Below are 14,098 nucleotides of genomic sequence, written 5' to 3'. Positions count from 1 at the left end.
CTCGGCGTCTTCTTGCCGAGGGCGGCTTCGTCCTCGCCGACATCGGGCGCATGGGCCGCGACATAGACCAGGGCGGCGACATGCGGGTCCTCGCCGGCTTCGGTGATGATCGACCCGCCATAGCTGTGGGCCACCAGGACGGTCGGCCCGTCCTGCTGGTCGAGGACCCGCTTGGTGGCGGCGACGTCGTCCGCCAGGCTGGTCAGCGGCTGCTGCACCATGGTCACGTGGAAGCCGTCCCTGGTCAGGATGTCGTAGACCGGCTTCCAGCCGGAGGCGTCGACCCAGGCGCCGTGCACCAGCACGATGTTCTTGATCGGCGCGGCGGGCGCGGCCGATGCGGCGGCGGGGGCGACGGAGGCCAGCAGCGAGGCCAGCAGGAGGATGCGCTTGCTGTGGAACGCGGACATGAGACCACCTCGATCTTTGAGTATCGGGAGTGGTCTCCGAGCGACCTGGCAGAAGCGTCGTCGGGACCACGAGATGGACGGTACGGCGGACCCCGGCCCTGCCTCCATTCTACAGGAGGGCTGTCGGAACCGTGCATTCCGGTCGCCGACTAAATACTTTGGTATAGTGCCGCGGACCGGATCGTCATCGCCGCAAGGCAAACGAAAACTGTCGGTTCAGACTATCGCCCAAGACCTAGGTATAGGCTCTGCTCTACGAACACGGAGCACCGACGATCGAATGTGCGATGGAGCGGCGCGCGGCCTTGCCCTTAGCCTTTGACCGATGACATGGGCGGATTGCGCGGCGAGGTGCCCGCACATCGTCCCGGTCATCCGCAGGTGGAGGCCGTTCCCATGATGTCGGACGCAATCCTGCTGGCGCTGGCGCCGGTGTTCTTCGTGATGGGGCTGGGCTATGCCGCCGGACGAACGCACATCGTCGAAAATCATCAGGTCGACAGCCTGAACAAGCTGGTGATGGACTTCGCCCTGCCGGCATCCGTGTTTGCGGCGACGGCATCGGCGCCACGAAACGAGATGCTGGCGCAGGCGCCGCTCTTCGCGATCTCCGGCGGGGTCATGCTGCTGCTGTACCTGGCGTGGTATTTCCGTCAGCACGCATCCTCCAAGATCGGCAAGGAGGACGCTGCGCTCCAGGCCCTGACGATCGCCTTTCCGAACCTCGCGGGCGTCGGGCTTCCCATCGTGTCCGCGGTGCTCGGCCCGACCGGAACCGTTCCGGTCGCCGTCACATTGGCAGCCGGCTCCATCCTCGTCAGTCCGCTCACGCTGGTCCTCCTCGAGATCTATGGGGGGAAAGACGGCGCGGCTGCCGAACCGGTGACCCTTCGGATCCTCCGAGCCCTGCGGCGCGCACTGACCAAGCCCGTGGTCCTGGCGCCGGTGCTCGGCATCGYACTCTCGCTGTTACAGCTGAAGCTCGGCCCCGTCGTCGACGCCTGCCTGCTGCTGATCGGGAATGCGGCCGCCGGCGTTGCGCTGTTCCTCACCGGCCTGGTCCTGTCGGGCCAGTCCTTCCGGCTGGATTGGAAGGTCGTCAGGGCGACCGGAGCGGCCGACATCATCCGGCCGCTGCTGACCGCCGCGGTCGTGTTCATCCTGCCGGTCTCGGCCGAAACCGCGAAGGTGGCCATCCTGCTGGCGGCGGTGCCATCGGGGTTCTTCGGGATACTGTTCGCCGTGAACTACCGCCTGGACTCAGCGACAGCCGGATCCATGGTCATCGCCAGCACCGTGTTCAGCATCGTGACGATGGCAATCGCCATCGCCGTGCTCTTCCCGCAGTAGCGCGGATCTCCGTCGAACCACAGCGTTGCACCTGCATCGTCATGCACCATCATCCAAGAAGGAGTGTGCAAAGATGACCAGCACCATGACTTTGGCCGGCCCTCGGAAAATCGCGGTCGTCACAGGCGGCAGCCGGGGCCTGGGCCGCTCGATTGTCCTAAATCTCGCCGAGCGCGGGGTCGAGTCCGTCTTCACCTACAACACCAGCAGGGCAGAGGCAGACAAGGTCGTCGAACTCGCCGCGGAAGCCGGCAGCAAGGCCTTGGCGCTGCAGCTCGACACCGGCAGGATCGGATCGTTCGGCGCGTTCGGGCCGAACCTCACGGCCGCCCTCACCGATCTTGGCGCGCAGCGGTTCGACTACCTCGTGAACAACGCCGGCATATCCCACCACAACGCGTTCGAGAGCACGACCGAGGACGAACTCGACGCGCTCTACAATGTCCATTTCAAGGGCGTCTTTTTTCTCACCCAGACGCTGCTGCCGCTCATCAATGACGGCGGGCGCATCGTGAACATATCGACCGGGCTGACCCGCATCACGATACCGGGCAGCGGTGCCTATGCGTCGATGAAGGGGGCGGTCGAGGTGCTGACCAGATACATGGCGAAGGAACTGGGGCCGCGGCGGATCGCCGTCAACACGGTCGCACCTGGCGCCATTGCGACCGATTTCAGCGGCGGGATGGTTCGGGACAATCCCGAGCTGAACAAGCGGGTGGCGGACATGACGGCTCTCGGGCGGACCGGGTTGCCGGAAGATATCGGCCCCATGATTGCGTCCCTGCTGTCAGAGGATCACCGGTGGGTGAATGCCCAGCGGATCGAGGTTTCGGGCGGCATGGCCCTCTGACCGGCGCATCCGATCGGCATCGGATTCTCAGGGCCTGGGACGTCGAAGCAGGGCCGCGCACATCGAGTCTGACCGTCAGCCTCGGCCGGACGGCACCGGCGCGGGGACCGCAAGAATCTCATGATAGGGATATGATTATGGACGTCACCCCCCTGTTTCGCCCGTTTCGGCTCGGCTCCCTCGACTTGCCGAACCGGATCGTTATGGCCCCGATGACGCGACGGTTCAGCCCGGCCGGCGTCCCTACACAAGAGGTCGCGGACTATTATCGCCGCCGCGCCGAGGGAGGGGTGGGACTTATCATCACCGAAGGCACGACGATCGGACGTCCTGCCGCCTCGAATGACGCAGCCATACCCAACTTCCATGCGTCCGATAGCCTCGAGGGCTGGGGACGGGTCGTGTCCGAAGTGCATGYGGCCGGCGGACAGATCGCGCCGCAGCTCTGGCATCAGGGCATTGCTCGCGACCCCGGCACCGGCCCGCATCCCGACGCCCCATCGGAAGGGCCTGTCGATGCGACCGCTGACTTCCACGGGATGAGCGATTCGGACATTGCCGACACGATTGACGCGTTCGCACGGGCCGCGGCGGCCGCGCGTGCTCTCGGCTTCGATGCAATCGAACTGCACGGCGCACACGGCTATCTCATCGACCAGTTTCTCTGGGCAGGCTCCAACACACGTACAGATATCTATGGCGGCGATGCGATCGAACGAACTCGCTTCGCGGTTGAGGTCGTACGCGCCGTTCGCGAGGCAATCGGCACCGATTTCCCCATGATTTTCCGCTATTCGCAGTGGAAACAGCAGGATTATGGCGCCCGGCTGGCGGAAACGCCCGAGGCGCTGGAGCAGCTACTGGCACCCATTGCCGACGCTGGTGTCGATATATTTCACGCATCGACGCGGCGCTTCTGGAAGCCTGAGTTTCCGGAAACCAACCTAAACCTAGCCGGATGGACACGCAAGCTGACGGGCCGTGCGACAATCAGCGTAGGCTCGGTGGGTCTTGCCGGCGCCGACTTCATCGAGCAGCTCCGAGGCCAGTCGACGGGGGCGCCGGTCGGCACGCTCGACAATCTGCTCAAGCGGCTCAGCGCGGATGAGTTCGACCTTATCGCCGTGGGTCGCGCCCTACTGAGCGATCCGGCCTGGCCGAAAAAAATACGCTCGGGCCAGCTCGACACCCTCCTGCCGTTCGACAAGGCTCAGTTCGCCTCCCTCGTTTGATCTGCCTCCCCCGCGGTTCCGTGCCGCAACCAGAAGGAATTGGAAGTATGAAAACCTATCTAATCAACCACCTGCGCATACCCGGCGACGTTCCGAACAGTGACGGCCTCAGCTACCTGGAGCAGGTTGAGGCGACCGTCGCACCCTATGGCGGCAAGTGGCTCGCCCAAGGTCCTGGCGACGTCGTCGAAGGCGCTTGGCCGGGATCTGTCGTCCTCATAGAGTTCCCGAACCGAGAGGCCGCAACGACTTGGTATAACTCCCCCGAATATACGGCGATCAGGCCGCTTCGCATTAACAATGCGATCTCCGACATCATCCTGATCGACGAGATTCCTGAGGGTTTCACCATCAAGGGCTTTGCCGGCGAAGTACGACGCGCCATCCAAGGCGGCTGAGCCGGTTGCCTTTCCCGCTCGCGGCGTCTGACAAGCGACGCGAGCGGGAAACCCATGCCGACACCCCTGCCGCCGCCGCACCAAGTCTCCCGGACGGTTCCTCCCACATCAGAAGGTCGTGTCCCCCCGAGTGGTGTAGGAGCTGTGGATAAGTAGCCCGTCGCAGCGACCGCCGAGAGTCCGGCGGCGGCGGGCTACTTATCCATAGCGGTGGTCATCTGCGGTTCTCCGGTAGGGTCTGGTTGCTGACACCAACCTGGAACCGAAGGAACCGAAGATGACCGAGGACATGATGGCCCTGCGTGGGCTGATGGAGAAGAGCGCTGACGCCGATCTGCTGCGGGAGATGACCCGCCTTCGCGAAGCCCGCTTCGGCGGGCGAAGGAAGGTCGGGTTCGCGGCGCAGCGGCTGATGGAGCTGGAGGTGACGGCGAAGACCGGCGCGGGCTTCGGCGAGAAGAGCCCGGAGCGTCAGGCGCAGCGCAACGGCTACCGCGAGCGGGACTGGGAGACCCGGGCGGGGACGGTGGAACTGCGCATCCCGAAGCTGCGGACGGGCAGCTACTTCCCCGGTTTCCTGGAGCCGCGGCGTCTGGCTGAGAAGGCGCTGGCGGCGGTGATCCAGGAAGCCTACGTGCAAGGGATCTCGACCCGCTCGGTGGATGAGCTGGTCCGTGCCATGGGCGGCTCGGGGATGTCGAAGAGCCAGGTGAGCCGGCTGTGCGAGGAGATCGACGAGAAGGTCCAGGCCTTCCTGACCCGCCCGATCGAGGGCGACTGGCCGTATCTGTGGATCGACGCCACCTACGTGAAGGTCCGTCAAGCCGGCCGGATCATCTCGGTCGCAGTGATCGTGGCTGTCGGCGCCAACACCGATGGACGGCGCGAGGTGCTTGGCCTGGACGTCGACCCGTCCGAGGCCGAGACCTTCTGGACCGAGTTCCTGCGCAGCCTCGCCCGGCGCGGCCTGCGTGGCGTCGAGCTGGTGATCTCCGACGCGCATGAGGGGCTGAAGGCCGCCGCCGCCCGGGTGCTGACCGCCACCTGGCAGCGCTGCCGAGTCCACTTCATGCGCAACGCACTCGCCCATGCCGGCAAGAGCGGCCGCCGGGTGGTCTCGGCCTTCATCGCCACTGCCTTCGCCCAGGAGGATGCCGGCGCCGGCCAAACCCAGTGGCGCAAGGTCGCCGATCAGCTCCGACCCAAGCTGCCCAAGCTCGCCACCTTCATGGACCAGGCCGAGACCGACGTCCTGGCCTACATGGGGTTCCCCAAGGACCACTGGTCCAAGATCCACTCCACCAACCCGCTGGAACGCCTCAACGGCGAGATCAAGCGCCGCAACGAGGTCGTCGGCATCTTCCCCAACGAGGCCGCCATCCTCCGCCTCGTCGGCGCCTTGCTCCTCGAACAGAACGACGAATGGGCCGTCCAGCGCTGCCGCTACATGACCCTGGAAAGCGTCGCCGCCATCGGCGATGATCCCCTCGTCAGCCTGCCTATCATGGCTGCCTGACCAACCCGGCCCACGCCGGAGAGCGCGGTGATCACCTCGCCGCTCCTACTCCACTCCCGGGGACACGATCACCTGTAACTTGAGTTCGCTGCCCTGCCGCTGACAGCCCTGCCCTTGTGCGCGGCGCTCGGTTCGCGTATCGATGCGCGCGATGATCCAGAGATCTCCCGCCGTTGGACCGGCCCGCAGCGATGCGTGGTCGTCCCAGGGCATTTCGGAAGGTCGGGATCCCCATCAGGAGCAGTGTCCGCCACGGCTCGAAACAAGGGTCTAGTGCGACATGCCTTTCTCTCCCGCCCCCGCCAGCCTGCTGCGCGCCCTGTCCGAGCGCGGCTATGCCGAACCCACGCCGGTCCAGGCCGCCGTGCTGCAATCCGAGAACGCCGACCGCGACCTGCTGGTCTCGGCCCAGACCGGGTCAGGCAAGACCGTGGCCTATGGCCTGGCCCTCGGCGGCACGCTGCTCGGCGATGCCGAGCGGCTCGGGCCTGCCGGGGCGCCGCTCGCCCTGGTGATCGCCCCGACCCGCGAGCTGGCGCTGCAGGTGCAGCGCGAGCTGGAGTGGCTGTACCAGCCGGCGGGAGGCCGCGTCCTCGCCTGCGTCGGCGGCATGGACGCCCGGCGCGAGCAGCGCCTGTTGGCCGCCGGCTGCCACATCGTCGTCGGCACGCCCGGGCGCCTGCGCGACCATATCGAGCGCGGCCAGCTCGACCTCTCGGCCTTGCGCGCCGTGGTGCTGGACGAGGCCGACGAGATGCTCGACCTCGGCTTCCGCGAGGATCTCGAGGCGATCCTCGACGCCGCCCCGGCGGAGCGCCGGACCCTGCTGTTCTCGGCCACGCTGCCGAAGGAGATCATCGCCCTCGCCCGGCGCTTTCAGCGTGACGCGCAGCGCATCGCCATGTCGTCGCGCGACGAGCCGCACCGCGACATCGAGTACCGGGCGATGCAGGTCGCGCCGCATGAGGTGGAGCGCGCCGTGGTCAACATCCTGCGCTTCTTCGAGGCGCGCGGCGCCATCGTGTTCTGCTCGACCCGCGAGGCGGTCCGCCGGCTGCAGGGCAATCTGCTGGAGCGCGGCTTCGCCGTCGCGGCGCTGTCGGGCGAGCTGAGCCAGGTCGAGCGCAACCGCGCGCTGCAGGCGCTGCGCGATGGCCGGGCGCGGGTCTGCGTCGCCACCGATGTCGCGGCCCGCGGGCTCGACCTGCCGGATCTCGGCCTGGTCATCCATGCCGAGCTGCCGCATGACGCACAGGTCCTGCAGCATCGCAGCGGCCGCACCGGCCGGGCCGGGCGCAAGGGTGTCAGCGTCGTGCTGGTGCCGTACAACCGCCGCCACCAGGCCGAAAGGCTGCTCGGCGCCGCCCGGATTGAGGCGGTCTGGTCGCCGCCGCCGGCAGCGGACGAGATCCGCGCCCGCGACCAGGCACGGTTGGCCCAGGAGACCATCCTGGCCGAGCCGGCGACGGAGGAGGATCTGGCCGGCGCTCGCGCCCTGTTGGCCGAGCGCAGCGCGGAGGATCTCGCCGTCGCCCTGGTCCGCCTGCATCGCAGCCTGCTTCCCGCACCCGAGGAATTGTCGCCGCCACCGGAGCGGTCCGCCGCGGCCGACCGGCGCCCGCCCCGTCCCGCCCGGGAGGGCGGCCCGGCCCGCGAGGGTGACGGTGAATCGGTCTGGTTCCGGCTGAATGTCGGCCGCGCCAACAATGCCGATCCGCGTTGGCTGCTGCCCTTCCTGTGCCGCCGCGGCCATGTCACCAAGGCCGAGATCGGCCGGATCGAGATCGCCGAGCGGCAGAGCCGGGTCGAGGTCGCCCGCCATGCCGCCGGCCGCTTCGCCTCCTCGATCCGCCGGCCGGACGCGCAGGACCGGCACATCCGGATCGAGGAAGACCGTCCCCACCGCCCCGCCCCGAAGCCCCCGGCACCGCGCACGAAGCCGCCGCGGCCCTGAGCGCCTGAGCGGCCGGCTGTCCTTCGGCACGCTTGCATCCCTGCCCGTCCACACGCGCATTCTGTATGATCGATCGCAGGGCGCGACCGAACGCGCCGTGATCATCTCAGGGAGGAGGCCATGGCCGCACAGGTGAAGCCGATTCCGGACGGCTACCCGACCGTCACCCCCTATCTGATCGTCCGCGGCGCCGCTGCGGCGATCGACTTCTACCGCACCGCCTTCGGCGCCGCCGAGCGGCTGCGCATGGGCGCGCCGGGCGGGACCATCGGCCATGCCGAGCTGACGATCGGCGGCAGCCTGATCATGCTGGCCGACGAGATGCCGGAGACGGGCTGGTCCAGCCCGACCGCGATCGGCGGCACTCCCGTCTCGCTGCATCTCTATGTCGAGGATGTCGACGCGGTGGTGGAGCGGGCCCTGGCCGCCGGCGCCACCCTGGCACGACCGGTCGCCGACCAGTTCTACGGCGACCGGCTGGGCACGGTGGTCGATCCCTTCGGCCATGTCTGGAGCATCTCCAGCCATATCGAGGACGTGCCGCCAGAGGAGATGAGGCGGCGGGCCGAGGCGCTGTTCGGCGGCAAGGCTTAGCTCCTGATCCGTCCGATGGCGCGCGGCCGCGATCCTCACTCCTCCTTCGTCCGCTTGCCGTAAAGGCGGTCGGCCTCGTTCACGATCGCCTGGCGGATCCAGTCGTCCTCCACCTCCTCGGGCCGGATCACGACGACGCCCTGGGCGTGCCAGGCCGCGACCCGCATGCGACGCAGTTGTTCCACCTGCGCCGGCGAAGGCCGCTGGTGGCGCGACAGGCTGCTGCGTGGCTCGCTCATCACAGCCACCCCTCGACCTCGCGGCCGATGACCCGCACAGCCGGCCGGCCGCTGCGCAGGGCCAGCGCGGTGGCGATCACCGCCTGCAGCCTGCGGCTGTGCTCGACCAGGACGACCAGGTCGTCGACCAGCTGTGCCAGCGCTTCGGCCGGCAGCGCCGCGACGGCGGCGATCGGCATGCCCTCGATCTGGTTGAGGGTCGGCAGGGTGCTCATATGTGGTCTCCATGACAGGATGGTGGCAGGGTCACGGCCGTTCCCTCCGGGATATGCAGCCGGACCAGCAGGTCGTAGTCGACGCCGGCGATGCCGCGCCGGGAGGCGGCGGCGACGAAGCGGGGCCAGAAGCGCACCGGGACCGACCGGCGCACCCGCATCATCCGCAGATGCTGCGGCGTGACGCCGAGATCGGTGGAGAGATGACCCTGCCTCGGCCAGCGAGTGAACAGGTCATCGAAGCTGGTGATCGTGTTTTCCATGTCATGACGATACGTTTCGTATCTAGTTAACGCAATACGAAACGAATTGTCATCAGGTTACAAAACGTGCTAAATGCCCTTCATGCTGGAACCGCATCAACGCCTCGTGCTGGCACGGACCAAGGCCGGTCACGAGACCGCTGCGGACGCCGCCCGCGCCTTCGGCTGGAGCCCGATCACCTACCGCGCCCATGAATCCGGGCTGCGCGGCCTGCGCCGTGACGCCGCCGGCCGCTATGCCGCCGCCTTCGGCGTCTCCGAGGCCTGGCTGCTCACCGGCGAAGGTGCCCCGGCAGGCCTGCGGCCGATGGTGCCGGTGGTCGGCCATGTCGGCGCCGGCGCCGAGATCCACATGTTCGAGGGCGACCAGTCGACCGAGCGGATCGACGAGGCCGACGCCCCGCCGGCGGCCGACGAGCACACCGTTGCCGTGATCGTCCGCGGCGATTCGATGGCCCCCGCCTTCCGCGATCGCGACGTCATCTATTACCGCAACGTCCGGGCCGACCCGGACCAGCTGATCGGCCGGGAATGCGTGATCCGCCTGGCCGATGGCCGGACCTTCGTCAAAATCCTGATGCGCGGCAGCGGCCCCGGCTTCTTCACCCTGTTCAGCTACAACGCGCCCCTGATCTCCGACGTCGCGATCGAATGGGCGGTGCCGGTCAAATGGGTGATGCGGGACTGATCCGGAAACGATACGATTCGTGTTGACACCTCAATTGATGATACGTAACGTATTCATCGGCTCCGCGTGAGCCGCTTTCCTCCCTGACCTCGCCGGGACCTTCGGGTCCCGGCCTTTTTGTATCGGCCGCCGCCTGACCAAATGGTCAGGATCGATCTTGCCTCGCCTCGCGATCCGTCCCACTCTCCCCGTCGACAGGGAACAAGGCACGCGACAAGAGGAGAGCGCCGGCCATGACGATCGCACTCAAGGGCGGCACGGTGGTGAACGCCGACCGCAGCTTCCGCGCCGATGTGATCTGCGACGACGGCAGGATCGTCGCCGTCGGCCCCGACCTCGCCGCCCCGACCGGCGCCCGGGTGATCGACGCCTCGGGCAGCTATCTGCTGCCGGGCGGCATTGACCCGCACACCCATATGCAGTTCCCGTTCATGGGCACGGTGGCCGCCGACGACTACTACACCGGCACCGCCGCGGCGCTGTCCGGCGGCACCACCATGATCATCGACTTCTGCATCCCCGGCCCGCAGCAGAGCCTGCTCGACGGCTATCGCCAGTGGCGCGAATGGGGCGAGAAGGCCGTGTCCGACTGGTCGCTGCACGTCGCCATCACCTGGTGGTCCGACCAGGTGCGGGAGGAGATGGGCACGCTGGTGGCCGAGCACGGGGTCAACAGCTTCAAGCACTTCATGGCGTACAAGAACGCCCTGATGGTCGATGACGACGTGCTGATGCACAGCTTCACCCGCTGCCGCGAGATCGGCGCCTTGCCGATGGTGCATGCCGAGAACGGCGACATCGTCTGGCTGCTGCAGAAGGCGCTGCTCGAGGCCGGCATCACCGGGCCGGAGGGTCACGCCCTGTCGCGCCCCCCGGAGGTCGAGGGCGAGGCCGCCAACCGCGCCATCATGATCGCCGGCGCCGCCGGCGTGCCGCTCTACATCGTCCACACCTCCTGCCGCGAGGCGCATGAGGCGATCGCCCGCGCCCGCGCCAACGGCCAGCGCGTCTATGGCGAGCCGCTGATCCAGCACCTGACCCTGGACGAGAGCGAGTACCGCAACAAGGACTGGGCCTATGCCGCCGCCCGGGTGATGAGCCCGCCCTTCCGCTCCAAGGACCATCAGAAGTCGCTGTGGGACGGGCTGACCGCCGGCAGCCTGCAGGTCGTCGCCACCGACCATTGCGCCTTCCGCACCGAGCAGAAGCGGATGGGGATCGATGACTTCACCCTGATCCCGAACGGCACCGGCGGCATCGAGGACCGCATGGCGGTGCTGTGGACCCATGGCGTCAACACCGGCCGGCTGACCCCGAGCGAGTTCGTCGCCGCCACCTCGGCCAACGCCGCGAAGATCTTCAACCTCTACCCGCAGAAGGGCGTGATCGCGCCCGGCGCCGACGCCGACCTGGTGGTCTGGGACCCGGCCGCGACCAAGACGATCAGCGCCGCCACCCAGCATTCGAACATCGAGGTCAATGTGTTCGAGGGCATGGAGGTGCGCGGCCTGCCCGTCATCACCCTGAGCCAGGGCAAGGTGGTGTGGGAGAATAAGGAGCTGAAGGTCCAGCGCGGCGAAGGCCGCTTCGTGCCGCGCCCCGGCACCGCCCCGGTGTTCGAGGCGATGAGGATCCGCAACGAGCTGCGCCGGCCGGTGCCGGTGCAGCGCAACCCCAGCGTGCATGTGACGCCATGAGCATCGGCCTCGACGACGCACTTCAGAAATACCTGATCGACGCCTCGCTGCGCGAGCCGGAGATCCTGGCCCGGCTGCGGCAGGAGACGCGCCGGGTCGCGGCCGGGCAGGCCGGGATGCAGATCACGCCGGAGCAGGGCCAGTTCATGGCCCTGCTGGCCCGGCTGATCGGCGCCCGCCGGCTGATCGAGATCGGCACCTTCACCGGCTACAGCGCGCTGGCGGTGATGCTGGCGCTGCCGCCGGAAGCGCGGCTGCTGTGCTGTGATGTCAGCGCCGAATGGACCTCGGTCGCCCGGCGCTACTGGCAGGAGGCCGGCGTCGCCGACCGCATCGAGCTCCGCCTGCAGCCGGCCCTCGACACGCTCGAAGAGCTGACGCGCGCGGACTGGGCGGGGACCGTCGACATGGTCTTCGTCGACGCCGACAAGGACAACTACCCGGCCTATGCCGAGGCCGCGATCGGCCTGCTGCGCCCGGGCGGCCTGCTGCTGGTCGACAACGCGCTGTGGAGCGGCCGGGTGGCAGACCCGAGCGACCGGTCGGCGGGCACCGAGGCGATCCGCCGGGTCAACGCTATGCTGCGCGACGACAGCCGGGTCGATTTCTCGCTCATCCCGATCGGCGACGGCGTGGCTTTGGCCCGCAAGAGGGAGGCGGGGGAGAGTTGAAGCGCCCGCTCTCCTCCACACCAAGCGGATCTACAAGTCTAGAATACGATCCATAAGACATTTTGCCGATCAAAAATTTTGCAAAATGAGGCAAAGATGAAAACTATGATTATAGAATCAAGCTATCCTGTAGATTTCTATAATAAAAATCTTGATGGAGATTCCGTCTCAAGCCTCCTGAAAACTATCGGAATAGACCATGAATTAAGATATGTTCTTGATGAAGATCACTTTCATAAATCAATCGAAGAAGCATCGCAAAAAGAATTTGATATTGTCCATTTATCATGCCATGGAGATGAAATAGGAATTGCACTCGCAGATGACACTAGGTTGGGATGGAAAAATTTCTCTGACGCCTTTCAAATCATAAAGCATCCATTTACATTAATTATGTCTTCTTGCTGTGGCGCATCTTCTGGCATAGGGGATTCATTCCGAAGCCAAAAGAACAAACCTGCCATAATATTTGGATCTACAGACGCCCTAGATATGGGGCAATATGCCATAGCCTGGTCAATATTATACTATAAATTTAGAGTAAAAGGCGTTGACAAAAACACCGCACAAGAAGCACTAAGACAAATAGTCGCAGTGTCAGATAAATCCTTTATATATCGCCGATGGGATGATGACGAACAAAAATATCTTATATTTCCAAATTCAAAAAAATCTTACGAAATTAAAAAGACAGATCTAAACTAATCGACGGTTCACGAGTTCCTATTTGATGCGCAACGCGGGCTCGACGGATGCGGATGCGCTTTGGTAGTAATCTCTCAGGCCGATCCCTCCTCCTACAACACCCCGGCCGACAGCTTCCGCACCACCTCGGCCTGGCGGCGGGTGTCGGTCTTGGCGAAGATGCTCTTCAACTGGCTGCGCACGGTCAGCGGCGAGACGCCGTCGACCGCGGCGATCTCGGCCGGGGTCAGGCCTTCGATCAGGCGCCGCGCCACGCGCAGCTCCGCCGCGGTCAGGCCATAGGCGGCGCGGGCGCTCTCGATCCGGGCGGCGGCGGAGGAGATCGCCGGGTCTTCGATCAGCACCATCGCCGCGGCGCCGGCGAAGAACACCTGGGCCGAGGATTGGTCGAGCTGCACGAAGCGGACCCGCAGCGGCGCGCGGCCACCGTCGCGCCGCAGCAGCTGGGTGTCGAGCAGGCCGCGCGACAGGCCCAGGCGGATCGTTCCCAAGGCGCGGTCGAGGGCGCCGGTCACCTCGGGCGAGGCAAAGCGAAGGCGCCCCTCCCCGTCCTGGTCGATCGCGCCGCCGGCGGCGATCAGGGCCTCCGCCGCCTGGTTGTGGTGGCGGACCCGCCGGTCCGGCGCGACCAGGATCATGCCGATGCCGAGCAGGTCGAGCACCGAGAGGCCGTCCTGCAGGGTGGCACCGGCCTGGGGCGAGCGGCGGTAATAGGCGAAGACCCGGCGTAGATGCGGCGCCAGCTGGCCGAGCAGCGCGCGGGCGGCGTCCACCGTGGCGTCGTCCGCCTCCGCCCCCAGCACGCTGAGCATGAAGTTGCAGCGCTCCTCCTGGTACACCGTGACCCCGACGGCGGTGCCCAGGCCGTGCGGCTGCAGATAATCGGCGTAGAATTCGGTGCGCAGCAGGTCATGGCGCGGTAGCATCTGCTCCGCCCGCACCGCCAGGCCGACCGGGCGCTGCGCCGCCGCCCGCATCCACGGATTCACCCGGCTGAAATGGCTGCCATAGGCAGCCACGGCGTCGGCCGAGAAGCCCATATTCACCGAGAACGCACCGCTGCCGCTGTCGAGATCGTGAAAGAACAGCGTCGCCTTGCCGTTCGGCAGGCAGGTCGCGACCTCCCGCAGGAACAGGTCCCAGCCGATCTCTCCGACCAGCGCCGCATAGATGCCGTCGATCAGGACGGCCACGCGATCCGCCTCAGCCAACCCGCCTCCCCTGCCCGGATGCCACAATGCAGAAGAGCGTCGGCCGGCAAGATGGCGGATTCCGGGCGGCACTGCAGCCCTCTTCGGGCGAGCCGAAATTCT

16 protein-coding genes are annotated in these 14,098 nt (G+C 66.6%); 11 read left to right on the top strand and 5 right to left on the bottom strand.

What is annotated here, in order from left to right; all coding sequences use genetic code 11:
* Positions 1–410 (bottom strand): alpha/beta fold hydrolase (locus AB4Z01_RS06475; protein ID WP_441691780.1); only part of this gene is annotated, 410 nt, incomplete at its 3' end.
* Between the two features lie 330 nt (positions 411–740).
* On the opposite strand from AB4Z01_RS06475, the gene AB4Z01_RS06470 reads away from it, so the two are divergent.
* The 7 genes from AB4Z01_RS06470 (at position 741) to AB4Z01_RS06440 (ending at position 8,307) form a co-directional block, all read left to right on the top strand.
* Positions 741–1,760 carry an AEC family transporter gene (locus tag AB4Z01_RS06470; RefSeq protein WP_441691778.1) on the top strand — a complete coding sequence of 340 codons (1,020 nt, stop codon included), beginning with the start codon at positions 741–743 and terminating at the stop codon, positions 1,758–1,760.
* A gap of 73 nt (positions 1,761–1,833) precedes the next feature.
* On the top strand, positions 1,834–2,613 hold the full coding sequence (locus AB4Z01_RS06465; RefSeq protein ID WP_441691777.1) for an SDR family NAD(P)-dependent oxidoreductase: 780 nt from the start codon (positions 1,834–1,836) through the stop codon (positions 2,611–2,613).
* Positions 2,614–2,750: 137 nt separating this feature from the next.
* Complete coding sequence (locus AB4Z01_RS06460; RefSeq protein ID WP_441691776.1) at positions 2,751–3,845, top strand: NADH:flavin oxidoreductase; 1,095 nt, start codon at positions 2,751–2,753, stop codon at positions 3,843–3,845.
* Positions 3,846–3,892: 47 nt separating this feature from the next.
* Positions 3,893–4,243 (top strand): DUF1330 domain-containing protein, encoded by a 351-nt coding sequence (locus tag AB4Z01_RS06455; protein WP_441691774.1) that lies wholly within the window; start codon positions 3,893–3,895, stop codon positions 4,241–4,243.
* 277 nt (positions 4,244–4,520) lie between these two features.
* On the top strand, positions 4,521–5,759 hold the full coding sequence (locus AB4Z01_RS06450; protein ID WP_441691772.1) for an IS256 family transposase: 1,239 nt from the start codon (positions 4,521–4,523) through the stop codon (positions 5,757–5,759).
* A 280-nt stretch (positions 5,760–6,039) separates the two neighbouring features.
* Positions 6,040–7,713 (top strand): DEAD/DEAH box helicase, encoded by a 1,674-nt coding sequence (locus AB4Z01_RS06445; protein WP_441691771.1) that lies wholly within the window; start codon positions 6,040–6,042, stop codon positions 7,711–7,713.
* 120 nt (positions 7,714–7,833) lie between these two features.
* Positions 7,834–8,307, top strand: coding sequence for a VOC family protein (locus AB4Z01_RS06440; protein ID WP_441691769.1), 474 nt, complete (start codon positions 7,834–7,836; stop codon positions 8,305–8,307).
* 35 nt (positions 8,308–8,342) lie between these two features.
* Here AB4Z01_RS06440 and AB4Z01_RS06435 read toward each other — a convergent pair whose 3' ends face one another.
* The 3 genes from AB4Z01_RS06435 to AB4Z01_RS06425 are packed head-to-tail and all read right to left on the bottom strand — an operon-like array spanning position 8,343 to position 9,024.
* A complete protein-coding gene (locus AB4Z01_RS06435) occupies positions 8,343–8,546 on the bottom strand; it encodes a hypothetical protein (protein WP_441691767.1) in 204 nt (67 codons plus the stop codon).
* Positions 8,546–8,761: a hypothetical protein gene (locus AB4Z01_RS06430; protein ID WP_441691766.1), complete on the bottom strand. Its 216-nt coding sequence runs from the start codon at positions 8,759–8,761 to the stop codon at positions 8,546–8,548. The genes AB4Z01_RS06435 and AB4Z01_RS06430 overlap by 1 nt, the downstream gene beginning before the upstream one ends.
* Entirely contained in the window at positions 8,758–9,024 is a 267-nt protein-coding gene (locus tag AB4Z01_RS06425; RefSeq protein ID WP_441691764.1) for a hypothetical protein, read from the bottom strand. The genes AB4Z01_RS06430 and AB4Z01_RS06425 overlap by 4 nt, the downstream gene beginning before the upstream one ends.
* A gap of 82 nt (positions 9,025–9,106) precedes the next feature.
* Here AB4Z01_RS06425 and AB4Z01_RS06420 point away from each other — a divergent pair, with 82 nt between their 5' ends.
* The 4 genes from AB4Z01_RS06420 (at position 9,107) to AB4Z01_RS06405 (ending at position 12,785) form a co-directional block, all read left to right on the top strand.
* The gene (locus AB4Z01_RS06420) at positions 9,107–9,712 is read left to right on the top strand and encodes a LexA family transcriptional regulator (RefSeq protein ID WP_429228298.1); all 606 of its coding nucleotides are present in this window, start codon (positions 9,107–9,109) and stop codon (positions 9,710–9,712) included.
* Between the two features lie 233 nt (positions 9,713–9,945).
* A complete protein-coding gene (gene hydA / locus AB4Z01_RS06415; protein WP_441691761.1) occupies positions 9,946–11,409 on the top strand; it encodes a dihydropyrimidinase in 1,464 nt (487 codons plus the stop codon).
* Entirely contained in the window at positions 11,406–12,080 is a 675-nt protein-coding gene (locus AB4Z01_RS06410) for an O-methyltransferase (protein ID WP_441691760.1), read from the top strand. Before hydA ends, AB4Z01_RS06410 begins: the two co-directional genes overlap by 4 nt.
* A gap of 96 nt (positions 12,081–12,176) precedes the next feature.
* Complete coding sequence (locus AB4Z01_RS06405; protein WP_441691759.1) at positions 12,177–12,785, top strand: hypothetical protein; 609 nt, start codon at positions 12,177–12,179, stop codon at positions 12,783–12,785.
* A 92-nt stretch (positions 12,786–12,877) separates the two neighbouring features.
* Here the strand turns inward: AB4Z01_RS06405 and AB4Z01_RS06400 are convergent, their stop codons facing one another.
* A complete protein-coding gene (locus tag AB4Z01_RS06400) occupies positions 12,878–13,978 on the bottom strand; it encodes a helix-turn-helix transcriptional regulator (RefSeq protein ID WP_441691758.1) in 1,101 nt (366 codons plus the stop codon).
* Positions 13,979–14,098 lie beyond the last annotated feature (120 nt).

This window comes from Inquilinus sp. YAF38 (assembly GCF_052113205.1).
Taxonomy (GTDB): domain Bacteria; phylum Pseudomonadota; class Alphaproteobacteria; order DSM-16000; family Inquilinaceae; genus Inquilinus.
This window is presented reverse-complemented; position numbering and strand designations above follow the sequence as displayed.

Excerpts from the sequence above, each read along its gene's own strand:
- AB4Z01_RS06420 (WP_429228298.1), top strand. The coding sequence starts at position 9,107 with ATGCTGGAACCGCATCAACGCCTCGTGCTGGCACGGACCAAGGCCGGT.
- AB4Z01_RS06465 (WP_441691777.1), top strand. The coding sequence starts at position 1,834 with ATGACCAGCACCATGACTTTGGCCGGCCCTCGGAAAATCGCGGTCGTC.
- AB4Z01_RS06455 (WP_441691774.1), top strand. The coding sequence starts at position 3,893 with ATGAAAACCTATCTAATCAACCACCTGCGCATACCCGGCGACGTTCCG.
- AB4Z01_RS06435 (WP_441691767.1), bottom strand. The coding sequence starts at position 8,546 with ATGAGCGAGCCACGCAGCAGCCTGTCGCGCCACCAGCGGCCTTCGCCG.
- AB4Z01_RS06405 (WP_441691759.1), top strand. The coding sequence starts at position 12,177 with ATGAAAACTATGATTATAGAATCAAGCTATCCTGTAGATTTCTATAAT.
- AB4Z01_RS06450 (WP_441691772.1), top strand. The coding sequence starts at position 4,521 with ATGACCGAGGACATGATGGCCCTGCGTGGGCTGATGGAGAAGAGCGCT.
- AB4Z01_RS06430 (WP_441691766.1), bottom strand. The coding sequence starts at position 8,761 with ATGAGCACCCTGCCGACCCTCAACCAGATCGAGGGCATGCCGATCGCC.
- AB4Z01_RS06410 (WP_441691760.1), top strand. The coding sequence starts at position 11,406 with ATGAGCATCGGCCTCGACGACGCACTTCAGAAATACCTGATCGACGCC.
- AB4Z01_RS06445 (WP_441691771.1), top strand. The coding sequence starts at position 6,040 with ATGCCTTTCTCTCCCGCCCCCGCCAGCCTGCTGCGCGCCCTGTCCGAG.
- AB4Z01_RS06425 (WP_441691764.1), bottom strand. The coding sequence starts at position 9,024 with ATGGAAAACACGATCACCAGCTTCGATGACCTGTTCACTCGCTGGCCG.
- hydA (WP_441691761.1), top strand. The coding sequence starts at position 9,946 with ATGACGATCGCACTCAAGGGCGGCACGGTGGTGAACGCCGACCGCAGC.
- AB4Z01_RS06440 (WP_441691769.1), top strand. The coding sequence starts at position 7,834 with ATGGCCGCACAGGTGAAGCCGATTCCGGACGGCTACCCGACCGTCACC.